Raw genomic sequence first — 18,812 nt, 5'->3', positions numbered from 1 at the left:
CTATCTAATTCTGATCCTGCTCGATCAATTCCATCCATTCATTGTACTCAATTTCCAAACGATGATGCTGTTCGCGAAGCTGTTCAAGTTCACGGATAATACGTTCTTTCTCTTCACGCTGATCTTCCAGTTCAATATGAACCAATCTCAATTGATGTGAAGACACTTCATATTGTTGCAAAATTTCTTGCATTTCTTCAGACTTCTGCGCTTCTACTGTAGACAGTTGTCCTTGCTGTTCACGCCATTCACGTTCTTGTTGTTCCAACTGTAAAATCTGTTGGGCTTGCTGTTGTTGAACTTGTTCTGTCTCCTGAATACGTTGTTGCCATTCATTTAACTCTTGACGCAACTGATGACTTTGCTGTTCTAAGCGCCCGATTTCTTCCAAATATCCTTCTTCATTACGACTCACTGTCCGATAATCTTCTTCCAGTTGAGTATATCGGTTGTTCCATTGATCGATATGGGTATTCGCTTCTTGCAAAATATGCTCTTGTTGCCCGAGCTTATCTTGTAAAGAAACCAATTCTTGATTCAATGTTGCTACTTGAGCTTGTGCATCTTGATGATGTTGCTGTTCTTGTGACCATTGTGCTTGTACTGTATTCAGCTCATCTTCTTGTTCACTAACACGCTCACGCCACATTTCCATCTCTTCTTGAATCGTCGATTTCTGTTGCTGTAATTCTTGCAACTGATGAATACGCTCCGATTGCAATTCTTCCAAGTCCTGATATTGATATTCCAACATCTGACGTTGCTCTTCATTCACACGTAGTTGTTCTTCCAAATTCTCACGCTCGGCTTGAGCCGCTGTTAATTGAGCCTGAAGACGATGAGCCTCCTCTTCTTGTTGAGTAGAAAGGTCACGCCATGTTGTCGCTTCTTCTTCGGCTGTTGTCAGCTGTTGTTGGATGCCTTCTAATTGTTGATGCAGTGTCGATTGCTGTGTTTCCAGTTGAGCACGTTGTTCTTCCAGTGCACGCAACTGCTCTTCCAACTGCTCAACCTGCTCACGAATTTGAGACGATTGGGCTTGAGCCTGCTCTACTTCTTGCTCTTGCTGGTTAGACAGTTCACGCCACGTGTCTGCTTCTTCTTGTGCACTGATTAACTCTTGCTGTGTCTGCTGAAGTTGTTGATTCAGAGCGATATGTTGCTCTTCTAACTGTACTCTCTTTTGTTCTACTATACGCGCTTGTTCTTGAGTGTCTACTAATTCCGATTGAATCCGCTGGGCTTCTTGCTCTTGCTGTCCAGATAGCTCACGCCATGTATCTGCTTCTTCTTGAGCAACAGCTAATGTTTCTTTGATCTCTACTAATTGTTGACTGAGATCGGATTGCTGTTCTTCTAATGTGTGCACTTGCGCTTGCATAGCTTCATATTCTGCTTGTACAGCATCATACTGCTGTTGCAACAATACCCGTTGTTCTTGGCTATTTAATAATTCCATTTGCATTTGAGCTACTTCTTGTTCTTGTTGATCCGATAATTCACGCCAAGTAGTCGCTTCTTCTTGTGCAGTAGTTAATGTAGCTTGTAGTTCAGCTAGTTGTTGCTGTACATTCGATTGCTCTGTTTCCAGTACATGCACTTGATTTTCCAGATCATTACGTTCGGTCTGGATACGATTAGACTGTTGCTGTAATGCTGTATATTGTTCTTGCACCTGAGCTAGTTCGGCTTGAACTTGAGTCACTTCTTGTTCTTGTTGAGCAGATAACTCATGCCAAGTACTAACTTCTTCTTGCGTTACTGTTAATGCTTCTTGGAGTTCTACTAATTGTTGCTGTAGATCGGACTGCTCTGTTGCCAGTACATGCACTTGATTTTCCAGATCATTACGCTCGGTCTGGATATGATCAGACTGTTGTTGTAATGTTGTATATTGTTCTTGCACTTGAGCTAATTCGGCTTGAACATCAGTCACTTCTTGTTCCTGTTGTCCCGATAATTCACGCCATGTACGCGCTTCTTCTTGTGTCCGTGTTAATGTTTCTTGAAGTGTAAATAATTGTTCATTCAGCTGAGTCTGTTGTTCTTGTAAAGTCTGTGCTTGATTCTGTAGTGATTCATGCTCGGTTCGTAATAATTCACTTGTTGCTTGTAAAGATTCATGTTCTGCATGCACAGTATCGTACTGCTGTTGCAGAGCTGTATATTGTTCTTGTACCTGTGCCAGTTCGGCTTGAACAGTCTGTAATTCTTGTTCTTGTTGTTCAGATAATTCGTGCCATGTAGATACTTCTTCTTGGATCGTTGTATTTTCTTGTCGTAGTTCTGTTAACTGCTGATCTAGTTCTAACTTCTGTTCTTCCAATTCACCCAGTTGTTCTTCGATTACCAAACGCTGCTCTTCGAGTACCACTTGCTGTTCTTGTGCTTCAGATAATTCGGCTTGAATACGTGCAACTTCCTGTTCTTGTTGACCGGACAGTTCACGCCACGTTTCCAATCTTTGCTTGGTTGCAGATACTTCGTTTTTGGCATCTGCTAATTGTTGATGCAAAATAGAGATTTGTTCTTTGGCAGCATTCGCTTGTTCTTCTAACGTATGACGTTGTTCTTGAACTTGAGTTAATTCGGCTTGTACTTTCTGTACTTCTTGCTCTTGTTGTTGAGCCAATTCATACCAGCGATTCGATTCCTCTTTGGATGATTCTATTTCTTGTTGCGCTGTATTCAATTGCTCTTGTACCTGTGTTAATTCTTGTTGAGACGTATTTAGTTGTTGTTCTAATCCTTGTTGTTGCTCTTGCAAAGTAGATAGATTTGTCTGAACAGTCTGCAACTCTTGTTCTTGTTGTACAGACAATTCACGCCATGTCTCTGATTCTTCTTGCGCTTCAGACAATTCTTTAGTGAGTAGCTGTTGCTGTTCTTCTAACGCTTTTAATTCAGTTAATGTGCGGTTATTATTTTCCTCCAGTTCGGCATGATCTTGTTGAATACGATCATGTTGTTGTTGTAAAAGCTGTACTTGCTCTTCTAACTCCATCACTCGCAAACTGGCAACTTCTTCATTTTCAGTCAAAAGGTTAATCTCACTGCGTAAATTTTCTGTTGTTTGTTGCAGATTCTGCTCTAGATCTACATTCGACTTCAATGCTTTTTGAAGTGCTTCTTCTGCTATTTTCCATTTATGCTGTATTTGTTCATTATTTAATTTGTGTTCTTGGTTTTGTTGTTGTAATTGTTTGTTTTGTCCTTCTGTCGACGTCAGCTTTTGCTGAGTCTGTGTCAATTGAGCCGATGTTTCTTTAACACTCTTTTGCAACTGTTCATTAGTACTGACTTGTTGTTTATTTTCCTGTTGCAATTTCTGTATTAATTCCTGTTGTTGCGCTTGTACGGTCTGTAGTTGCTCTAATTCTGTATTTAAACGCTGTTGCTCTGCAATCGCTTGATCAAATTCGGATTGGTTCACTTGAGCATTAATTGATTCTTCTGCCATGTGTACTGCTGCTAATACAGCCAATTTGGCTTTATCTAAATGAGAATGGGCTTGCGATATATCGTTCATATGCTCGTCTACATAACGAGCAATTTGTCTCATATAATCGGCACTCGTGCCAACTAATTTATAAGTTGTTCCATAAATATCCACGTTTACTCTAATGCGTTCGGGTGTCGTCACAATCGTGCCCTCCTTTACTTCTTCTGTTTATTCTAGTTGGATGTAGACAAAAAAGCCACATCGATTGTTATTCGATGCGACCCTTGTCAATTCCTGCTATAGTCCCTAACAAACATGATTCTTTAATAACAGAGTCATTTAAGTAGGGACTCTAAGCAGTATGATTATAGAGCAAAATGTATTATTTACGTAATTCTGCACCAAATTGTTCAGATAATACAGTCAATACTTGATCATGCACAGCCGTTACTTCTTCATCTGTTAAGGTATGCTCAGCATGACGATATACGATCGCAATCGCTACACTCTTCTTACCTTCGCCTACACGGTCGCCTGTGTACACATCAAAGACTTGTACCGTTTCTAACAATTCTTTCGCAGTCAAACGAATAGAAGCTAGTAATTCTCCTGCTGCTACTTCTTCATTGATTACAACAGCAATATCACGTTGTACTGAAGGGTAACGTGGCAATTCGCTGTATACGATTTTCTCATCGGCTTCTTCATACAATGGAGCCAATTGAATCTCTGCGACATACGTATCTTCAAGATCGGATTCGCGCTGAATATCAGGATGAATCTGTCCAATCACACCAATCCATTGTTGCTGACTACCTACTTGTAAATATACAGAGGCAGAGCGTCCTGGATGGAATCCTTGTGGTTGATCTGCTTTGTACGTAATCAGTGATTGTAGTCCTAGATATTGAAGTAGACTTTCGAGTGCACCTTTAAGATCAAAGAAATCGACACGTTCGTTACCTGTATTCCATTGTGCTTGTTGGCGTCTACCTGTAAGTAGCAATCCAAGCAAAGGAACTTCTGTCGGTTGACGAGTCAATTCTTGCTCAGAACTGAAGAACGCACTTCCGATTTCAAATAAAGCTAGATTTTCCTGTTTACGATTGCGGTTAAATGAAGCTGTTTCTAACAACTGCGGAATCAACGTACTCCGTAGCACACTACGATCTTCACTCATCGGCATCGCAAGAGCAACTTGTTGTTGCTCTCCACGTAATTGCGGGAACAGATCATTTTTGGCTGGATGTGTGAACGAATACGTGATCGCTTCTTGATATCCACCATGAGTTAGCAAATGACGCACAGTACGACGCAAGCGTTGAGACTTGGTCAATGCTCCTGGTGTTGTTGTGCCTTCAATCGAAGTCGTTGGAATATTATCATATCCATATAAACGAGCTACTTCTTCGATCAAATCTACATCGCGTACAATATCACCACGACGTGTAGGAACACGTACTTCTAATAAGTCTTGTGCTACATCGCCATAAGGGAATTGAAGACGGGAGAAGATCGTTTTAATTTCAAGTAAAGACAATTCTGTACCTAAATAACGATTTAATTTGCTCAAAGACAACTGAAGTGTTTTCTCTTCTGCTACTTGTACCACTTCTTCTACAATACCTTCGTGAATCAATCCATGACCATAACGAACGATCAATTCAGCTGCACGATTAAGCGCTGGTACTACCGCAGACGGATCGACTTCTTTTTCAAAACGTTGACTCGCTTCTGAACGAAGCCCAAGACGACGTGATGTTTTGCGGATTGTTCCACCATCGAACTTAGCAGATTCTAGCAAAATATTAACAGTAGAGGCTGTAACTTCTGTATCAGCACCACCCATAACGCCAGCAAGGCCTACAGGCTGTCCGCCACTTGTAATCAATAACATACGATCATCTAATTTACGTTCTTGATCATCTAATGTGTTAAGAACTTCACCTTCACGTGCCATCCGTACTTCAATTGCACCTTGATTTAATTTGTCTGCATCATAAGCATGTAGAGGTTGTCCGTATTCTAACATCACGAAGTTGGTAATATCGACAATATTACTAATCGGACGAATCCCTGCTGCAATCAGACGGTTTTGTAACCATAGTGGAGAAGCTCCAACTGTGATCCCGCTGATATAACGAGCTGAGAAGTGACTACATTGCTCTGTCGCTTCAATGTTTACCGAAATATGATCTGCCGCTGCATCACCAGCTTCTACAAAATTCAATTCTGGCAATTGTACATCACGACCTAGAATAGCACCTACTTCATAAGCCGCACCTAGCATACTCAAGCAATCAGAACGATTCGGTGTTAGATCGAAATCAAGTACAGCATCGTCCAATCCAAGTAATTCTACAATCGGTGTACCGATTTCTGTATGTTCAGGTAGAACCAAAATACCTTCTTGTTGATCTTTAGGAAGCAATTTATCGTTAATACCTAGTTCTTTGGCAGAACAGATCATCCCTTGAGATAATACGCCACGCAACTTGGCTTTTTTGATATCCATACCGCCCGGTAATTTAGCACCTACAAGAGCGACTGGAACTTTTTGTCCAGCATCGATATTTTTAGCACCACATACGATCTGTAAGTCTTCACCTTGTCCGGCATCAATTACACAGACGTTTAATTTGTCTGCATCTGGATGCTTTTCTTTACTTTTCACATAACCAACAACAACGTTTGTAATCCCTTGATTACGGTATTCAACGCTATCGATTTCGATTCCAGAACGTGTAATGCGCTCTGCTAGTTCTTCTGGAGTGACTTGATCCAAAGAAACATATTGAGACAGCCATTGTGTAGATACTTTCACTGCTATTCACTCCTTTATATTAGATACGTGAGAATTGTTTAAGGAAACGCATATCGTTAATGTAGAAATGACGAATATCGTCAATGCCGTATTTTAGAATAGCTATCCGTTCTACGCCGATACCAAATGCAAATCCACTATATACTTCAGGGTCAAAACCGCCCATTTCTAACACTTTAGGATGAACCATACCGCAACCTAACACTTCGATCCAGATGCGTTCACCATTCTTTTTCACAAAGGTAACGTCAACTTCTACGCTAGGCTCTGTGAAAGGGAAAAAGCTAGGACGCAAACGAATTTCAGTAGACTCTCCGAACATTTCACGAGCAAATTGAAGTAATGTTCCTTTAAGATCACTCATACGAATCCCTTTATCAATCACCAATCCTTCGATTTGGAAAAATTGGAAAGAGTGAGTCGCATCGTCATCATCACGACGATATACAGCACCCGGGCAAATCACTTTCAAAGGTGCTTTTCCTTTAGCCGCTTCCATCGCACGAATCTGTACAGGAGAAGTATGGGTACGCATCAACAATTCATCGGTCAGATAGAAAGAATCTTGCATATCACGAGCAGGATGATTTTTTGGCAAATTCAATGCTTCAAAGTTATAATAATCACTTTCTGCTTGAGGACCTTCAGCTACGCTGTATCCCATGCCCAGGAAAATATCTTCCATTTGTTCGATTACTTTGTTGATCGGATGGATACCGCCTTGTGGCAATCCACGACCAGGCAATGTCACATCGATTTTTTCAGCAGCAAGACGTTCGTTGGTCTCTGCACGTACAAATTCTTCTTGTTTGCGATTGATCACTTCTTCGATCGCTTCACGCACTTCATTAGCCACTTGACCCACAACAGGACGTTCTTCAGCACTAAGCTTACCCATACCACGTAAAACTTCGGTTAAAGCTCCTTTTTTACCAGAGTATTTAACACGTAGATCTGCTAGTTCTTTCGGTGTGGCTACTTTTTCTAATACTTCCAGTGCTTCGGATTTCAAAGCAAGCAAATGTTCTTGCATTTGGACGATTTCGCTCATCGTTGTTAAGCCCCTTTCTTCCTATCACGCAGTGTGTAAACCTTATTAAAACAACAAAAAAAGGCCTTCTCTCCCCTTAAGGGACGAAAAGACCGTGGTACCACCCTTGTTAGAAATTTATAATCTGTATCTCAATATAGAGTCTCCTCTAAATCAATCACATGTAGATTATAAGCTTCTCGCTCGAAACGACGATAACGGATCGTTACACCGGCTATTCCTAATCTATAGATCAGCTTAATCATACAGCTCACTTATATTTCAGAACGCTGCTCCAGAGTGAACTTCAACAGTCTGCTTCTGTAAAAATGCTCTCAATCTAATGGCATTTTCTCCCTGTACGACAGTACTGTTTACTCTTCTCTTTCGTTGCAGATGTCATAGTGAAAATAGATACTCACTATTTTACAAATAACCAGCCTTCCCGTCAACGATTGTTATGCAAAAAGAACTTTCTATTTATTTAAGACTGAGACGAATAGGACGCTAACTCTTTGCGCAACGATTGAATTTCTTGCCAGACTGGATCATTGTTGTTCTGTTCCAAGTTGAGATTCTCAATCGATTGTGTAGCATTAGGCAAATGATCGCTTGATCGAGATATAGAAGGATTCGTCTTTTTCTGATCGGCAAGTCCAGATAATAACTGAGACAGGCGCAATTCAAGCATCATACGCTGTTGATTCGCTTCTACCCCACCTGCTTGCACTTCTTGTTGCTGATGTGCCTGAGCAGCTTCATACTCCTCTACAGTGCCTTCAAACCATTGATATGGACGATCACGTTCCAGCTTCAACAGACGAGTCGCTAATCGCCGAACTAACATCCGGTCATGAGAAACCATAATAATCGTTCCTGTATACTGTTCTAACGCAGACTCGATCACTTCTTGGGCAGCGATATCGAGATAGTTGGTCGGCTCGTCTAGAATTAATACATTAGCACCACCAAAATATAAACGGATTAATGCCACTCTGCACTGTTCTCCCATACTTAAATGACCAATCTGCTTGTACACATCTTCTCCACGGAATAAAAAGCAACCTAGAATCGTCTGTGCTTCTGTTCGTGTCATCGCTGGTAATACCAATAGACTATCTAGCAGAGTCATTTCTAAAGGCAACCCTTCCAGTTCCTGTGAAAAATACCCTATATTTAATGCTGGATGATGCCACAGCTCACCGCTAGAAGGTTGTAATTGTCCGAGGAGTAGCTTGATCAATGTTGTTTTGCCCGAGCCGTTCGGCCCTGTAATCGCTATCCGATCGCCACGTTGTACATTCATATCCAGATGTTGAATTAAAGCGTGTTTGCTATAATCACTATGCTGATCTTCTTGATCTGAATGGTTTGAATAACCAAAGCTTACATCGTCCAACCGAATCAACGTATGCCCTTTAAACTCACTAGCTTCTAGTTCAAAATTCATTTTGTCCGTAGCACGCGGTTTTTGCACACTTTCGGTATCTAACCGTTCCAGTGCTTTTTCTTTGGCGTGATAACGTGAAATATTTTTATTCGCTTTGTCTCTATAATAGCTTTTAGCCATTTTTACTTCACTTTGCTTCCCTGCTGCATGATGAGCCTGTTCAAACCACTGTTGATAATTGCGAATCGATTCTTGTAATGCTTTGCGCTGTTGTTCTTGCTTTTTGTACAATGATTCTTGTGCTCGTAACTCACGCTGTTTGTGTTCACGGTAATCACGGTATCCACCTTTATATTTGGTCATTCCTGTAGAAGTTAATTCACAGACAGACGTTGCCATCCGATCTACAAATTCTCGATCATGGGATACAAATAACAGTGTACCTGTATACTGATGTAATCTCTTTTCTAACCATTCCATCGTTTCGGTATCCAGATGATTGGTCGGTTCATCCAAGATCAATAACTGGGTATCCCGTGTTAACACAGAGGCTAGACGTACTCTGGTCTTCTGACCGCCGCTTAACTGAGTATAAGGTACATTCCATAGCTCTGAAGCAATGCCGATCACTGTCAATTGCTTTTCGACTTCAATCTCCCATAAGAATCCGTTGTTTTTTTCATACGTTTCTAACGTACTCCCATATTGTTCTAGCACTTCATTGTAAAGTTCACCTTGTTGTTCAACCGAAATGTTTTGAAGTTGCTGTTCTAATTCATCTAGTTGCTGACGCAAATCCCATAACTCAGGCTTCCCTTGACGAGCTATTTCTAAAGTAGTCCATCCTTGCCCAATATGCTCTGCATCATCTTGCTGTCTCATCCAATCCCACTGTGTTAAAGGTAAAAATCGTTCGATTTTGCCTTCTGTGCATTCAGTATGATTCATCAGCAGTTGGATCAGTGTACTTTTGCCACTTCCATTTTCACCGATAAGAGCTAAACGCTCGCCTGCTTCTATTTGTACATTCACTTGTTCAAAAATCCGTTTTCCATTCCAGTCTTTCGCTAAATTGCTTACTTTTACGATGGTTGTCATTGAACATCATCCTCTCTGAAATCATAAAAAAACCGCCAGAGCAGATGCCCTCGCGGTTGATAATGCTAACGTCAGATCGTTCATCATCCATATGTAAAATAAGCAAAAGGATATAAGTGTATAGTGCTTCTACTTTACGATTATTCATGTCTCTTACTAGCCTTAAGACATCGTTAATCCTCAAAGTAAAACCATCTTCATCCTGAACTGTTACCATACAGTTTCCTATTGCTATCCATGGACATACGTATCCCGTTTGCATCAGCCGCTTGAGCTGTCTGCCTGCTTCTATCCTGTGCAGTTCGTAGAGAAATTCGTATGTTTACTTCATTGGACAATAGGACCCTCTCATTTCTTCAGAATGGTCAGCTTAAAAAATATAAGGTGTATCATTACCGCTGACAACGACAGTATAACAAAATTTTGGAGAAAAACCAAATTTCAGTGAAATAAACAACAAAAAAAGCCTTTGCTTATGCAAAGACTTTCTCTTGGTATTTCGGTAAGCGGGTGATGGGAATCGAACCCACGCTATCAGCTTGGAAGGCTGAAGTTCTACCATTGAACTACACCCGCATGAATGGATGGTCGGGATGACACGATTTGAACATGCGACCCCCTGGTCCCAAACCAGGTGCTCTACCAAGCTGAGCTACATCCCGAGGTCACGTTTGGAAAGTCATTAGGCTTTCTTAACGACAAGATATAATATATCATATTCAATTTTATCTTGCAACTTCTTTTATTTATGTATCGTTTCAGATCGCGTTACGTATATAAAAAGTATAGTATACGCTTTATCAATCAGATGGGAGTGATCGAAATGATTATTGTAACGACTGAAAATATTCCCGGTTACCGAGTAACTAACGTTCTTGGCTCGACTTTTGGTGTCGTTGTGCGTGCACGTGGAATAGGTGGCGATATTATGGCTTCTTTTAAAGGATTAGTCGGTGGTGAAATCAAGCAATATACTCAAATGATCGAAGATGGTCGCCGTCAGGCATTAGATCGAATGGTTGAAAGCGCTCATACCATGGGTGGTAATGCAGTAGTGATGATGCGATTCGATAGTGGCGATATCGGTAGTAGTATGAGTGAAATTGTTGCTTATGGTACGGTTGTGACCATTGAGCCGATCACATGAGTTTTTTTAATGTAGGAGCTATCTATTTTACTTTGCAAATTGGTGGTTTCCTGGCGCTTCTTTTAATAAGCTGGTACTTTTTTGATAAACGATATAAAGGAAAGCAACGCTCTTCCCAACAACAAGATGATATCCTCAAGCATTCACATCCTACTTCTGAAGTCTTTGTCGATCCTGCCGATGGTAAAACATATCGAGTCTATTATCATGAACAGACAGGTACACGTTCATATGTTGAAGAATATTCTCAATCTTAAAATATCCTAAATGGATCTTTACTTAGAAAAATATATACAAAAAGAGCAATCTTCCATACTAACTGGAAATTGCTCTTTTGCTATATTGAGTATGCTCTTTTAGCTAGTTTTACTTATTGCCTTTAGAAGAATCAAAGCTTACTTCTGGAGTCGTCAACTTATCGTAGAAATCAACAGAATTATCTTTGTCATCTGAAGCACGAAGTGCCATTGCAGAACGTGGATGCTCATCCAATGATCCTGTGATCATATAAGGAATGATATAGCCCCACTCTTCTTTTTCACGCAAAGCAATCATATGCTTGTCGATCATTTCTAAGACTGGACGCAATGTATACTTGGTATTTTTTAAATGAGTCACTAACAACTCAGTCGGACAGTTACCTGCTGCACGTCCCATACCGTATACAGAAGCATCTAGCAATTCAACGCCATGTTCTGCTGCTACAAGAGTGTTAGAGAACGCCATTTGCATATTGTTATGGGTATGTACACCCAGACGTTTGTTAGGCAAGTTGGTTTTGAATTTATCTACCAAGTAAAGCATGTCTTTATAATCTAGACTACCGTAGCTATCTACAATATAAACAACATCAACTACACTTTCGTTGATCAATTCAAAAGCTTCTAGCAATTCATTTTCCATTACATTAGACAAAGCCATAATATTGATTGTTGTCTCATATCCGCGATCATGGAACGTTTGTACCAATTGAAGAGCTTTGTCTACATCTTTGATATAACAAGCTACACGGATAAGGTCTAACATACTTTCTTCACGTGGCAAGATATCTTCTTCGGCTACACGACCGATATCTACAAGCGCAGATAATTTAGTTGTTCCTTTTTGAGGAATAACCGTACGCAAGAAATCGTCGTCTAGAAAGCGCCACGGACCTGCTGCTTCTGCACCTTTAAGTAGTTTGGGAGAGTTTTTGTAACCAATCTCCATATATTCTATACCTGCTTCGTTCAGACCTTTATACAAATCTTGTACAAATTCTACGCTGAAATCCCAGTTATTCACCAGACCTCCATCACGAATCGTACAGTCTACAATTTTGCTTGGATTAAGTTTCATTGTTAATCTCCTTTCAGCCTTTTCATTCTCTCCATGATACTGTAAGCATCCTTTAAAAGTAAAGAATTTTCTAACACGCTTTAAAGCTTCACATGAATAAATTCATTAAATATTCAATCTTTTTTCTCCCAGACTTTCAGTTCTTCGGCATCTATAGACTTAGCGCCATAACGAATCTGATTGTACCAACGAATCAATACAGATATACGCTGTTCAGAATCCATCGATGTCTCTTTTTTATTTAAATGAATCATTTTGCGTCCAAGTATAGTCGGTGTATCGCCTTGATGTTGATCTAGACCTTGTTTGAGTCCACGACGAATCAATTTCTCATAATGATAACGAACTCGCTCAGCAGGATCGTCCGGTACTTTTCTTTTCAAAGGAATGCGTAAAGGCGATGGTTTGGAATGAATCTTCTCTGTCTGATCTACATATCCAGCAGATGGTTCCTCAGCCGGTAAAGGAATAGCACTTTCGATCCCCAGAATACGCAATAACCATCGCCAGAGTGGTGGGCCATACTTACGAATTAGACGATATATAAATAGCCCTACGCCAATCATAAAAGCGGCTAACGCAGCAATCATAATGATCTGAGCGATTCGTTCAATCCAAGCAGGGTCCAGAATAGATGGGCTTTGCTCAGGTAGATCCATTGGTGGTAACAAAGGTGGCGGGTTCATCGGCTCAATCATTTGACTAGATATAACTGTTTCATTAGATTGAAAAAGAGAAAGTATCTTCTGCCACAACCAGCTCAGCATCATAGATAATTGTGTACTGCCCCCAATAATAGCAATGACTCCTATTAAGATCCATGTCCAGCGCCGACTTCGACGGATAACCAACTGTAATGCTGCGATTGGAAATCCATCTTCCCATACCGAATAGTTAATCTGACGTGCACCACACCGCATAAGAATAGCAAATAAATGAACCATACCTGCGATATAAATAGAAAAGTGCGCAGATGACAGATCACCCGCTGAACCTGTAATCACATAAAATATCCATGCTACGATCAGCAAAATCAATTGTAATGTTAATGGAAATAACCGATCCCAATCGCCCATCACCAGCATATTGCCCCGGAATAATCCGACGACTAATAGACTTATGCTGGCTATCCCTATAGATGTCCAACTTACATGATTTAGTATCATCCAACATACCAAGGCTCCTATAATGATCCATACTACAGACCAGCTTATCGTTTTCCATTGAACAGCAGATCGTCTGACAGCGATACGTAATGTCATACCTAGCCCCCCTGCACATAGAAGCCACAATGCCCATAAAACCGGTTGATCGGTATGAAATAAATATCCATCTAGCAGAACAAGAATAGGAAAGCATGCCGCTACTTCTGCCAGCATATAAGCAAGAGGTTGCCAGTGACTAGAGATCGAATAACCTACTGCTTTGGAAGAATCCTGAGTTGTCATCCGCTCACCTTCCTGCTTGGTTTATCGTATACACTCTGATTCCAGTGGGACTTCTTCAACTGCTCTATATCAGGTACATTCAAAATACTAACTGTTGACCCCGCCTGCTCTAATATCGTAATCGCCTCCTTGATCGATTGAGATACATGTGGAGTGACGATTAAAATATCCATTTTGTGGATCGGTTCATTTTCCTGACTCGATTGGGGTACAAAAGATTGTAAAAATTCATGAAATGGCTGTCTGCTTTTTAATTGTACTTCTGCCATACATTGAAGTAATGCAGATAATTGTTCACTACCATAAGCAGGTAGAATCCGGGCATCTTGCTCATCTTCTGTCGCTATAATCGCATTGTGTCCAAATCCTGCTTTCATTCCTTTACCAATGAGATCAGCAGCAATCGTTGCACAACAACTCAAACCGTACTCTGCTACCATCGGTTCTGTTACGACTCTCCACATCTGTTCATTGATTTCAATATTGAATAGAATCATGACTTCTGGATCAGCACTATACCCTTGACGATATACTTGTAACTGACCTGTACGTGCTGTCGCTTTCCAGTGAATCTGATTCATCGGATCACCTGAACTGTATTCTCGCACTCCTGTAATCAAAAAAGGATCTTCATTTGTCCAGCGTCTCACTTCGACTTCTCCTTGCCAGCTTCGATAAGCTTCTGGCATGTCATCTATCGCTGTATAAGCAGGATAGACAGTCATACGGGTCTCAATACGTAGTGGACGATTGGCACGAGCAAGTCCAAATACATCGCCGGCACTCATTAAAGCGCTATCCATATGAAAAACACCACGTTGTCGGCAAGTAATCTGATGTGTGCGTGTAATACGTGTCTGCGCAGATAAGCTAAACAGACTGGTATGATTCTGGTATAGCGTGCCTTCACTGATCGCTGTCTCTGCTTGATGTCCAAATTGGAACCCCGCAGGTAAAATTGATTCTAATCGGAGCCAGGGTACAGGAATACGGCGCTTATTTTGAATAATCTCAATCATCTCAATATCATCGCCCACATGACAGTGACTTCGAGATAATTTGCGTTCATAGTCAATCTGCCGAAGAGATCGTCTGCCTAGGACTAGAGCTTGAAGCAATACAACGACTCCAGCAATCAGAAGTAGCCAGAAAAACTCCATTTACTTCACTCTACTTTCCAGATTAGCTTCAGTCGGTACAACTTCAGTTTCCAAAATCGATTGAATCAATACATGTGCTTTATTTTTATCATTTTGATGTCTATTTTTGAATACGAGACGATGAGACAATACCGGCGAAGCCATTGTCTGAATATCATCAGGCAATACATAATCTCTACCTTGTATAGCCGCATAGGCTTGAGCAGCTCGCAGTAAGGCTTGTGTTGCCCGCGGACTAGCCCCTAGAGCAATCTCTTGATGCCCACGGGTTGCTTCTGCAATACGAACAATATAGCTTAACAGGTCATGGTGAATAGTCACTGTCTGACATTGCTCTCTGGCTTCAATAATTTGCTCACGACTGACTTGTTCGAAAGTAGTCATTTCACCAGATTCTATAGCTACTTCTTTGTTCACTAATGAAGATGATGCTGTTCGACGCAAAATCTCAACACCTTCTTCTGCTGAAGGATAACCCATCGACATTTTCAACATAAATCGATCCATCTGTGCTTCGGGTAATGGAAACGTTCCTTGATTATCGACCGGATTCTGAGTGGCAATCACCATAAAAGGATGTTCTAGTTTCATTGTCTCTCCATCGACACTAATCTGCTGTTCTTCCATACATTCCAGTAGACTGGATTGAGTACGTGGTGTTGCACGATTGATCTCATCCGCCAGTACAATATTGGCAAATAAAGGCCCTGCTCGAAACGTGAATTCGCTTTCTTTTTGATTGAAAAAGTGAATTCCTGTAAGGTCAGAAGGTAACAAATCCGGTGTAAACTGAATCCGCTGAAAGTGACAACTCATCGCTGACGCTAGTGTTTTGGCAAGCATCGTTTTACCTGTGCCTGGCACATCTTCCATCAATACATGACCGGAAGCAAATAAAGCCGTGAGTAGCAATTGAATCTCATGATCTTTCCCTACGATCACTTTACCTACTTGTTGTTGAAGTCGATTCGCTAAATGTTGAACTGTATATGTATCCATCGTATTGATCTTCCTTTCTCTACTTATCTCGTTTTATCATACCTTGATTTGGATGAAATGCAAAAAAGAGAAGCTTGATATCGCTTCTCCTTTTTAATATATTCAATTATGGCTTACATCTATAACTTACTTGTGTTGAAGACGAGAGCGACGTAGACTCATGACAGCAAGGCGTCTTTTCAGATCACGTTCCCATTTTTCATCATTGATCTTTTTGGCTACAGCAAGCAAATCCAGCCCCATATCGATCTGACTTTGAACCATAGTCATAGGATCATCTTCTTCCATATTCACGCAGTTCTCGAACATGGTCGCTTCATCTTCCATAACATAGTCCTGAAAATCGATCTCAGGTGTACCGTCTCCATGCGCATACTCAGCCAAAATCTCATATTCACTTTCTACTTTGTAGTGAACTTCAACACGCTCACATACAGGACATACGAGTAGGGGAACATTATGAACCTGGGTTCGAAAATGTTTTAACGTCCCTTTCGTACCTATCATACTGCCGCCACAGCAAAAGCTCATGTTGCTCACCCTCCATACATTATTCTATGATTTTCAACCTTACCCCAATATCATCAAAATAATTGATTGTGAATGATTATTAACCAGCTTGTGTCCATTCTACACTTTTTTGGGAGAAGACAAAACCCCCCCATTCGTAGAATATACGAATGAAGGGGCAAAATAGATTACTTTTTCTTATATTAAGAAGTAACTAAAGTTTTTTGTCCTGGTTTCCAGTTCATAGGGCATAGTCCACCGGATTGTAGAGCTTGCAATACGCGAAGAGTTTCTTCTACGCTACGGCCTACATCGTTATGGTTAACTACTTCATATTTCAATTCGCCTTCTGGATCGATGATGAATAGACCGCGAAGTGCTACGCCTTCTTCTTCGATCAATACGCCATAATCAGAAGCAACTTTTTTCGTAATATCGGAAGCCAATGGGAAGTTCAATTGACCTAGACCATTGTTTTCTGGAGCAGTGCTAATCCAAGCTTTGTGACTGTGAATAGAGTCAGTACTTACACCAACAATTTCAGTATCCAATGCTCTGAATTCTTCTGCTGCATCACTAAGTGCAGTGATTTCTGTAGGGCATACAAAAGTGAAATCTAGTGGATAGAAGAAAAATACCAACCATTTACCTTTGTAATCGGACAATTGAACGCGTCCAAAATCTTTACCGTCACCAGAAACGGTCTCCATGTTAAAATCTGGTGCTTGTTTACCTACTAAACGATCTGCCATAATCCAGTATTCCTCCTTTTATATAAGAAAAGCTAACAAACACTTTTCTTTCCTATCATTATCATAACTCTAAAACGCTATGACAAGAATGTTATCATCGACCTAAATCAAAGTCAAGATTAGAAGAGATACTTTATTATAATAATTCTAAATAAGGATTTTTTCGTACAATTTAATGTCTTCTGGCTCTAGCGAAGAGAGCTTTATTCACACTTTGATCACATTTTGCAACTTCATTCTGCTTATACAAATCATAAAAGGTAGATTATGCTTTTTGCATGGCTGCTACGATCAAATCACCCATTTGTGAAGTGGATAATGCTTGGCTCTTATCAACAGCAATATCAGCTGTACGATGACCTTCATCTAATACTTTAGCTACTGCTGCTTCAATAGCATCTGCTGCTTCTGCATAGTTAAAGGTTAGACGGAACATCAACGCTACAGACAAAATAGTTGCAATCGGATTCGCTAATCCTTGTCCTGCGATATCAGGTGCTGATCCGTGTACCGGCTCATACAATCCAAAGCTACCTGCATCTGTGCTATCTCCCATAGACGCAGAAGCTAACATTCCGATCGATCCTGTCAACATAGCTGCTTCATCACTCAAAATATCACCAAACATATTTTCAGTCACGATCACATCAAAACTAGATGGACGACGAAGCAATTGCATCGCACAGTTATCAACCAATACGTGCTCTAGTTCTACATCTGGATAGTCAGGAGCAATCCGGTTAACTGTCTCACGCCATAGACGAGACGTTTCAAGTACATTGGCTTTATCTACAGAAGCTAGTTTCTTGCGACGTTTTTGAGCAATTTCAAAAGCTTGACGTGTGATCCGTTCAATCTCAGTTACATTATATACACATGTATCTACAGCTTCTTCCCCATGCTCACCTTGTCTTCTTAGCTTCTCTCCAAAATAAATGCCGCCTGTTAATTCACGAACAACCATCAAGTCTGTTCCTTCAAGCACTTCTGGCTTGAGTGTAGATGCTTCTTTCAGACAATCGAATACAACTGCTGGACGTAAGTTAGAAAATAGTCCCAAAGCTTTGCGAATACCTAGAAGACCTGTTTCTGGACGAAGTTCTTTAGAGTTGTTATCCCATTTCGGTCCACCGACAGCTCCAAGCAATACAGCGTCTGCGCTTTTACAAATTGCTAGTGTTTCTTCTGGAAGTGGTGTTCCTTTTTCATCTATTGCGATTCCGCCAAATAAAGCATGTTCCGTTTCAAAAGAATATCCGTATAGTTCTTCTGCTTTTTTTAATACTTTTTCAGCTTCTGCTACAACTTCTGGTCCGATACCGTCACCGGCAATTACTGCGATTTTTTTTACGTCTGTCATATTAGAAGTCTCCTTTTATGTTGAGTTCGTTCATTTCACCTATACACAGTTTTATCATACATGTCAGGTCTTAGCCAAGATATACAAACTATGACCTTCATAGGCAAATCCTATAAGCTTCTTTTCATAGATAGATTGATAGATTTTACTACGGCATAAATCGATATCAAATGATCTGTAATTAGATGGATAAGCTATCTGACAAACCATTGATATACTCTTCTTCACTTCCGTATTATTATATGCTATAGCAACATAGGAATTTGTACCAAATATTGGATAAGGAAATTTGCTGTTCACAGATACAAGGTCTA

The 18,812-nt window shown here is 40.5% G+C and carries 13 protein-coding genes, 2 tRNA genes and 1 other annotated feature; of the genes, 2 read left to right on the top strand and 13 right to left on the bottom strand.

What is annotated here, in order from left to right; translation table 11 throughout:
- Positions 1-4: 4 nt before the first annotated feature.
- From PaeCFBP13512_RS07385 to PaeCFBP13512_RS07360, 6 genes are all read right to left on the bottom strand, one after another.
- Positions 5-3,643, bottom strand: a complete 3,639-nt coding sequence (locus PaeCFBP13512_RS07385; RefSeq protein WP_137222242.1) for a cell division protein ZapA — start codon at positions 3,641-3,643, stop codon at positions 5-7.
- Positions 3,644-3,824: 181 nt separating this feature from the next.
- Entirely contained in the window at positions 3,825-6,266 is a 2,442-nt protein-coding gene (gene pheT, locus PaeCFBP13512_RS07380; protein ID WP_137222240.1) for a phenylalanine--tRNA ligase subunit beta, read from the bottom strand.
- A 19-nt stretch (positions 6,267-6,285) separates the two neighbouring features.
- Positions 6,286-7,299 carry a phenylalanine--tRNA ligase subunit alpha gene (gene pheS / locus PaeCFBP13512_RS07375; RefSeq protein ID WP_137222506.1) on the bottom strand — a complete coding sequence of 338 codons (1,014 nt, stop codon included), beginning with the start codon at positions 7,297-7,299 and terminating at the stop codon, positions 6,286-6,288.
- Positions 7,300-7,393: 94 nt separating this feature from the next.
- Positions 7,394-7,696 (bottom strand) — a binding site (T-box leader).
- Positions 7,697-7,780: 84 nt separating this feature from the next.
- Entirely contained in the window at positions 7,781-9,784 is a 2,004-nt protein-coding gene (gene abc-f, locus PaeCFBP13512_RS07370) for a ribosomal protection-like ABC-F family protein (RefSeq protein WP_137222238.1), read from the bottom strand.
- A 505-nt stretch (positions 9,785-10,289) separates the two neighbouring features.
- Positions 10,290-10,360, bottom strand: a tRNA-Gly gene (locus tag PaeCFBP13512_RS07365).
- 9 nt (positions 10,361-10,369) lie between these two features.
- Positions 10,370-10,446, bottom strand: a tRNA-Pro gene (locus PaeCFBP13512_RS07360).
- Positions 10,447-10,607: 161 nt separating this feature from the next.
- Between PaeCFBP13512_RS07360 and PaeCFBP13512_RS07355 the strand changes: the two genes are divergently transcribed.
- Positions 10,608-10,931: a YbjQ family protein gene (locus PaeCFBP13512_RS07355; protein WP_069327269.1), complete on the top strand. Its 324-nt coding sequence runs from the start codon at positions 10,608-10,610 to the stop codon at positions 10,929-10,931.
- Positions 10,928-11,188 carry a hypothetical protein gene (locus tag PaeCFBP13512_RS07350; protein WP_137222236.1) on the top strand — a complete coding sequence of 87 codons (261 nt, stop codon included), beginning with the start codon at positions 10,928-10,930 and terminating at the stop codon, positions 11,186-11,188. Before PaeCFBP13512_RS07355 ends, PaeCFBP13512_RS07350 begins: the two co-directional genes overlap by 4 nt.
- Positions 11,189-11,297: 109 nt before the next feature.
- Here PaeCFBP13512_RS07350 and PaeCFBP13512_RS07345 read toward each other — a convergent pair whose 3' ends face one another.
- The 7 genes from PaeCFBP13512_RS07345 to leuB all read right to left on the bottom strand — a co-directional run bounded on the left by PaeCFBP13512_RS07345 (position 11,298) and on the right by leuB (position 18,498).
- On the bottom strand, positions 11,298-12,269 hold the full coding sequence (locus PaeCFBP13512_RS07345; RefSeq protein ID WP_069327267.1) for an aldolase catalytic domain-containing protein: 972 nt from the start codon (positions 12,267-12,269) through the stop codon (positions 11,298-11,300).
- A 113-nt stretch (positions 12,270-12,382) separates the two neighbouring features.
- Positions 12,383-13,717 carry a hypothetical protein gene (locus tag PaeCFBP13512_RS07340; RefSeq protein WP_137222234.1) on the bottom strand — a complete coding sequence of 445 codons (1,335 nt, stop codon included), beginning with the start codon at positions 13,715-13,717 and terminating at the stop codon, positions 12,383-12,385.
- Positions 13,714-14,877 (bottom strand): DUF58 domain-containing protein, encoded by a 1,164-nt coding sequence (locus PaeCFBP13512_RS07335; protein WP_137222232.1) that lies wholly within the window; start codon positions 14,875-14,877, stop codon positions 13,714-13,716. Before PaeCFBP13512_RS07335 ends, PaeCFBP13512_RS07340 begins: the two co-directional genes overlap by 4 nt.
- A complete protein-coding gene (locus PaeCFBP13512_RS07330; RefSeq protein WP_137222230.1) occupies positions 14,878-15,876 on the bottom strand; it encodes an AAA family ATPase in 999 nt (332 codons plus the stop codon). It abuts the gene before it with no gap.
- Between the two features lie 126 nt (positions 15,877-16,002).
- Entirely contained in the window at positions 16,003-16,407 is a 405-nt protein-coding gene (locus PaeCFBP13512_RS07325) for a hypothetical protein (protein ID WP_137222228.1), read from the bottom strand.
- A gap of 182 nt (positions 16,408-16,589) precedes the next feature.
- Entirely contained in the window at positions 16,590-17,138 is a 549-nt protein-coding gene (locus PaeCFBP13512_RS07320; protein WP_069327262.1) for a peroxiredoxin, read from the bottom strand.
- 265 nt (positions 17,139-17,403) lie between these two features.
- Positions 17,404-18,498, bottom strand: coding sequence for a 3-isopropylmalate dehydrogenase (gene leuB, locus PaeCFBP13512_RS07315; RefSeq protein WP_137222225.1), 1,095 nt, complete (start codon positions 18,496-18,498; stop codon positions 17,404-17,406).
- Positions 18,499-18,812 lie beyond the last annotated feature (314 nt).

Origin of the sequence: Paenibacillus sp. CFBP13512 (assembly GCF_005233705.1) — a bacterium.
GTDB classification, from domain to species: Bacteria; Bacillota; Bacilli; order Paenibacillales; family Paenibacillaceae; genus Saccharibacillus; species Saccharibacillus nuruki.
This window is presented reverse-complemented; position numbering and strand designations above follow the sequence as displayed.

What these genes read in the sequence shown, in the direction of transcription:
- pheS (WP_137222506.1), bottom strand. Translation starts at nt 7,299, where the DNA reads ATGCAAGAACATTTGCTTGCTTTGAAATCCGAAGCACTGGAAGTATTA.
- abc-f (WP_137222238.1), bottom strand. Translation starts at nt 9,784, where the DNA reads ATGACAACCATCGTAAAAGTAAGCAATTTAGCGAAAGACTGGAATGGA.
- PaeCFBP13512_RS07355 (WP_069327269.1), top strand. Translation starts at nt 10,608, where the DNA reads ATGATTATTGTAACGACTGAAAATATTCCCGGTTACCGAGTAACTAAC.
- PaeCFBP13512_RS07350 (WP_137222236.1), top strand. Translation starts at nt 10,928, where the DNA reads ATGAGTTTTTTTAATGTAGGAGCTATCTATTTTACTTTGCAAATTGGT.
- PaeCFBP13512_RS07345 (WP_069327267.1), bottom strand. Translation starts at nt 12,269, where the DNA reads ATGAAACTTAATCCAAGCAAAATTGTAGACTGTACGATTCGTGATGGA.
- PaeCFBP13512_RS07340 (WP_137222234.1), bottom strand. Translation starts at nt 13,717, where the DNA reads ATGACAACTCAGGATTCTTCCAAAGCAGTAGGTTATTCGATCTCTAGT.
- PaeCFBP13512_RS07335 (WP_137222232.1), bottom strand. Translation starts at nt 14,877, where the DNA reads ATGGAGTTTTTCTGGCTACTTCTGATTGCTGGAGTCGTTGTATTGCTT.
- PaeCFBP13512_RS07330 (WP_137222230.1), bottom strand. Translation starts at nt 15,876, where the DNA reads ATGGATACATATACAGTTCAACATTTAGCGAATCGACTTCAACAACAA.
- PaeCFBP13512_RS07325 (WP_137222228.1), bottom strand. Translation starts at nt 16,407, where the DNA reads ATGAGCTTTTGCTGTGGCGGCAGTATGATAGGTACGAAAGGGACGTTA.
- PaeCFBP13512_RS07320 (WP_069327262.1), bottom strand. Translation starts at nt 17,138, where the DNA reads ATGGCAGATCGTTTAGTAGGTAAACAAGCACCAGATTTTAACATGGAG.
- leuB (WP_137222225.1), bottom strand. Translation starts at nt 18,498, where the DNA reads ATGACAGACGTAAAAAAAATCGCAGTAATTGCCGGTGACGGTATCGGA.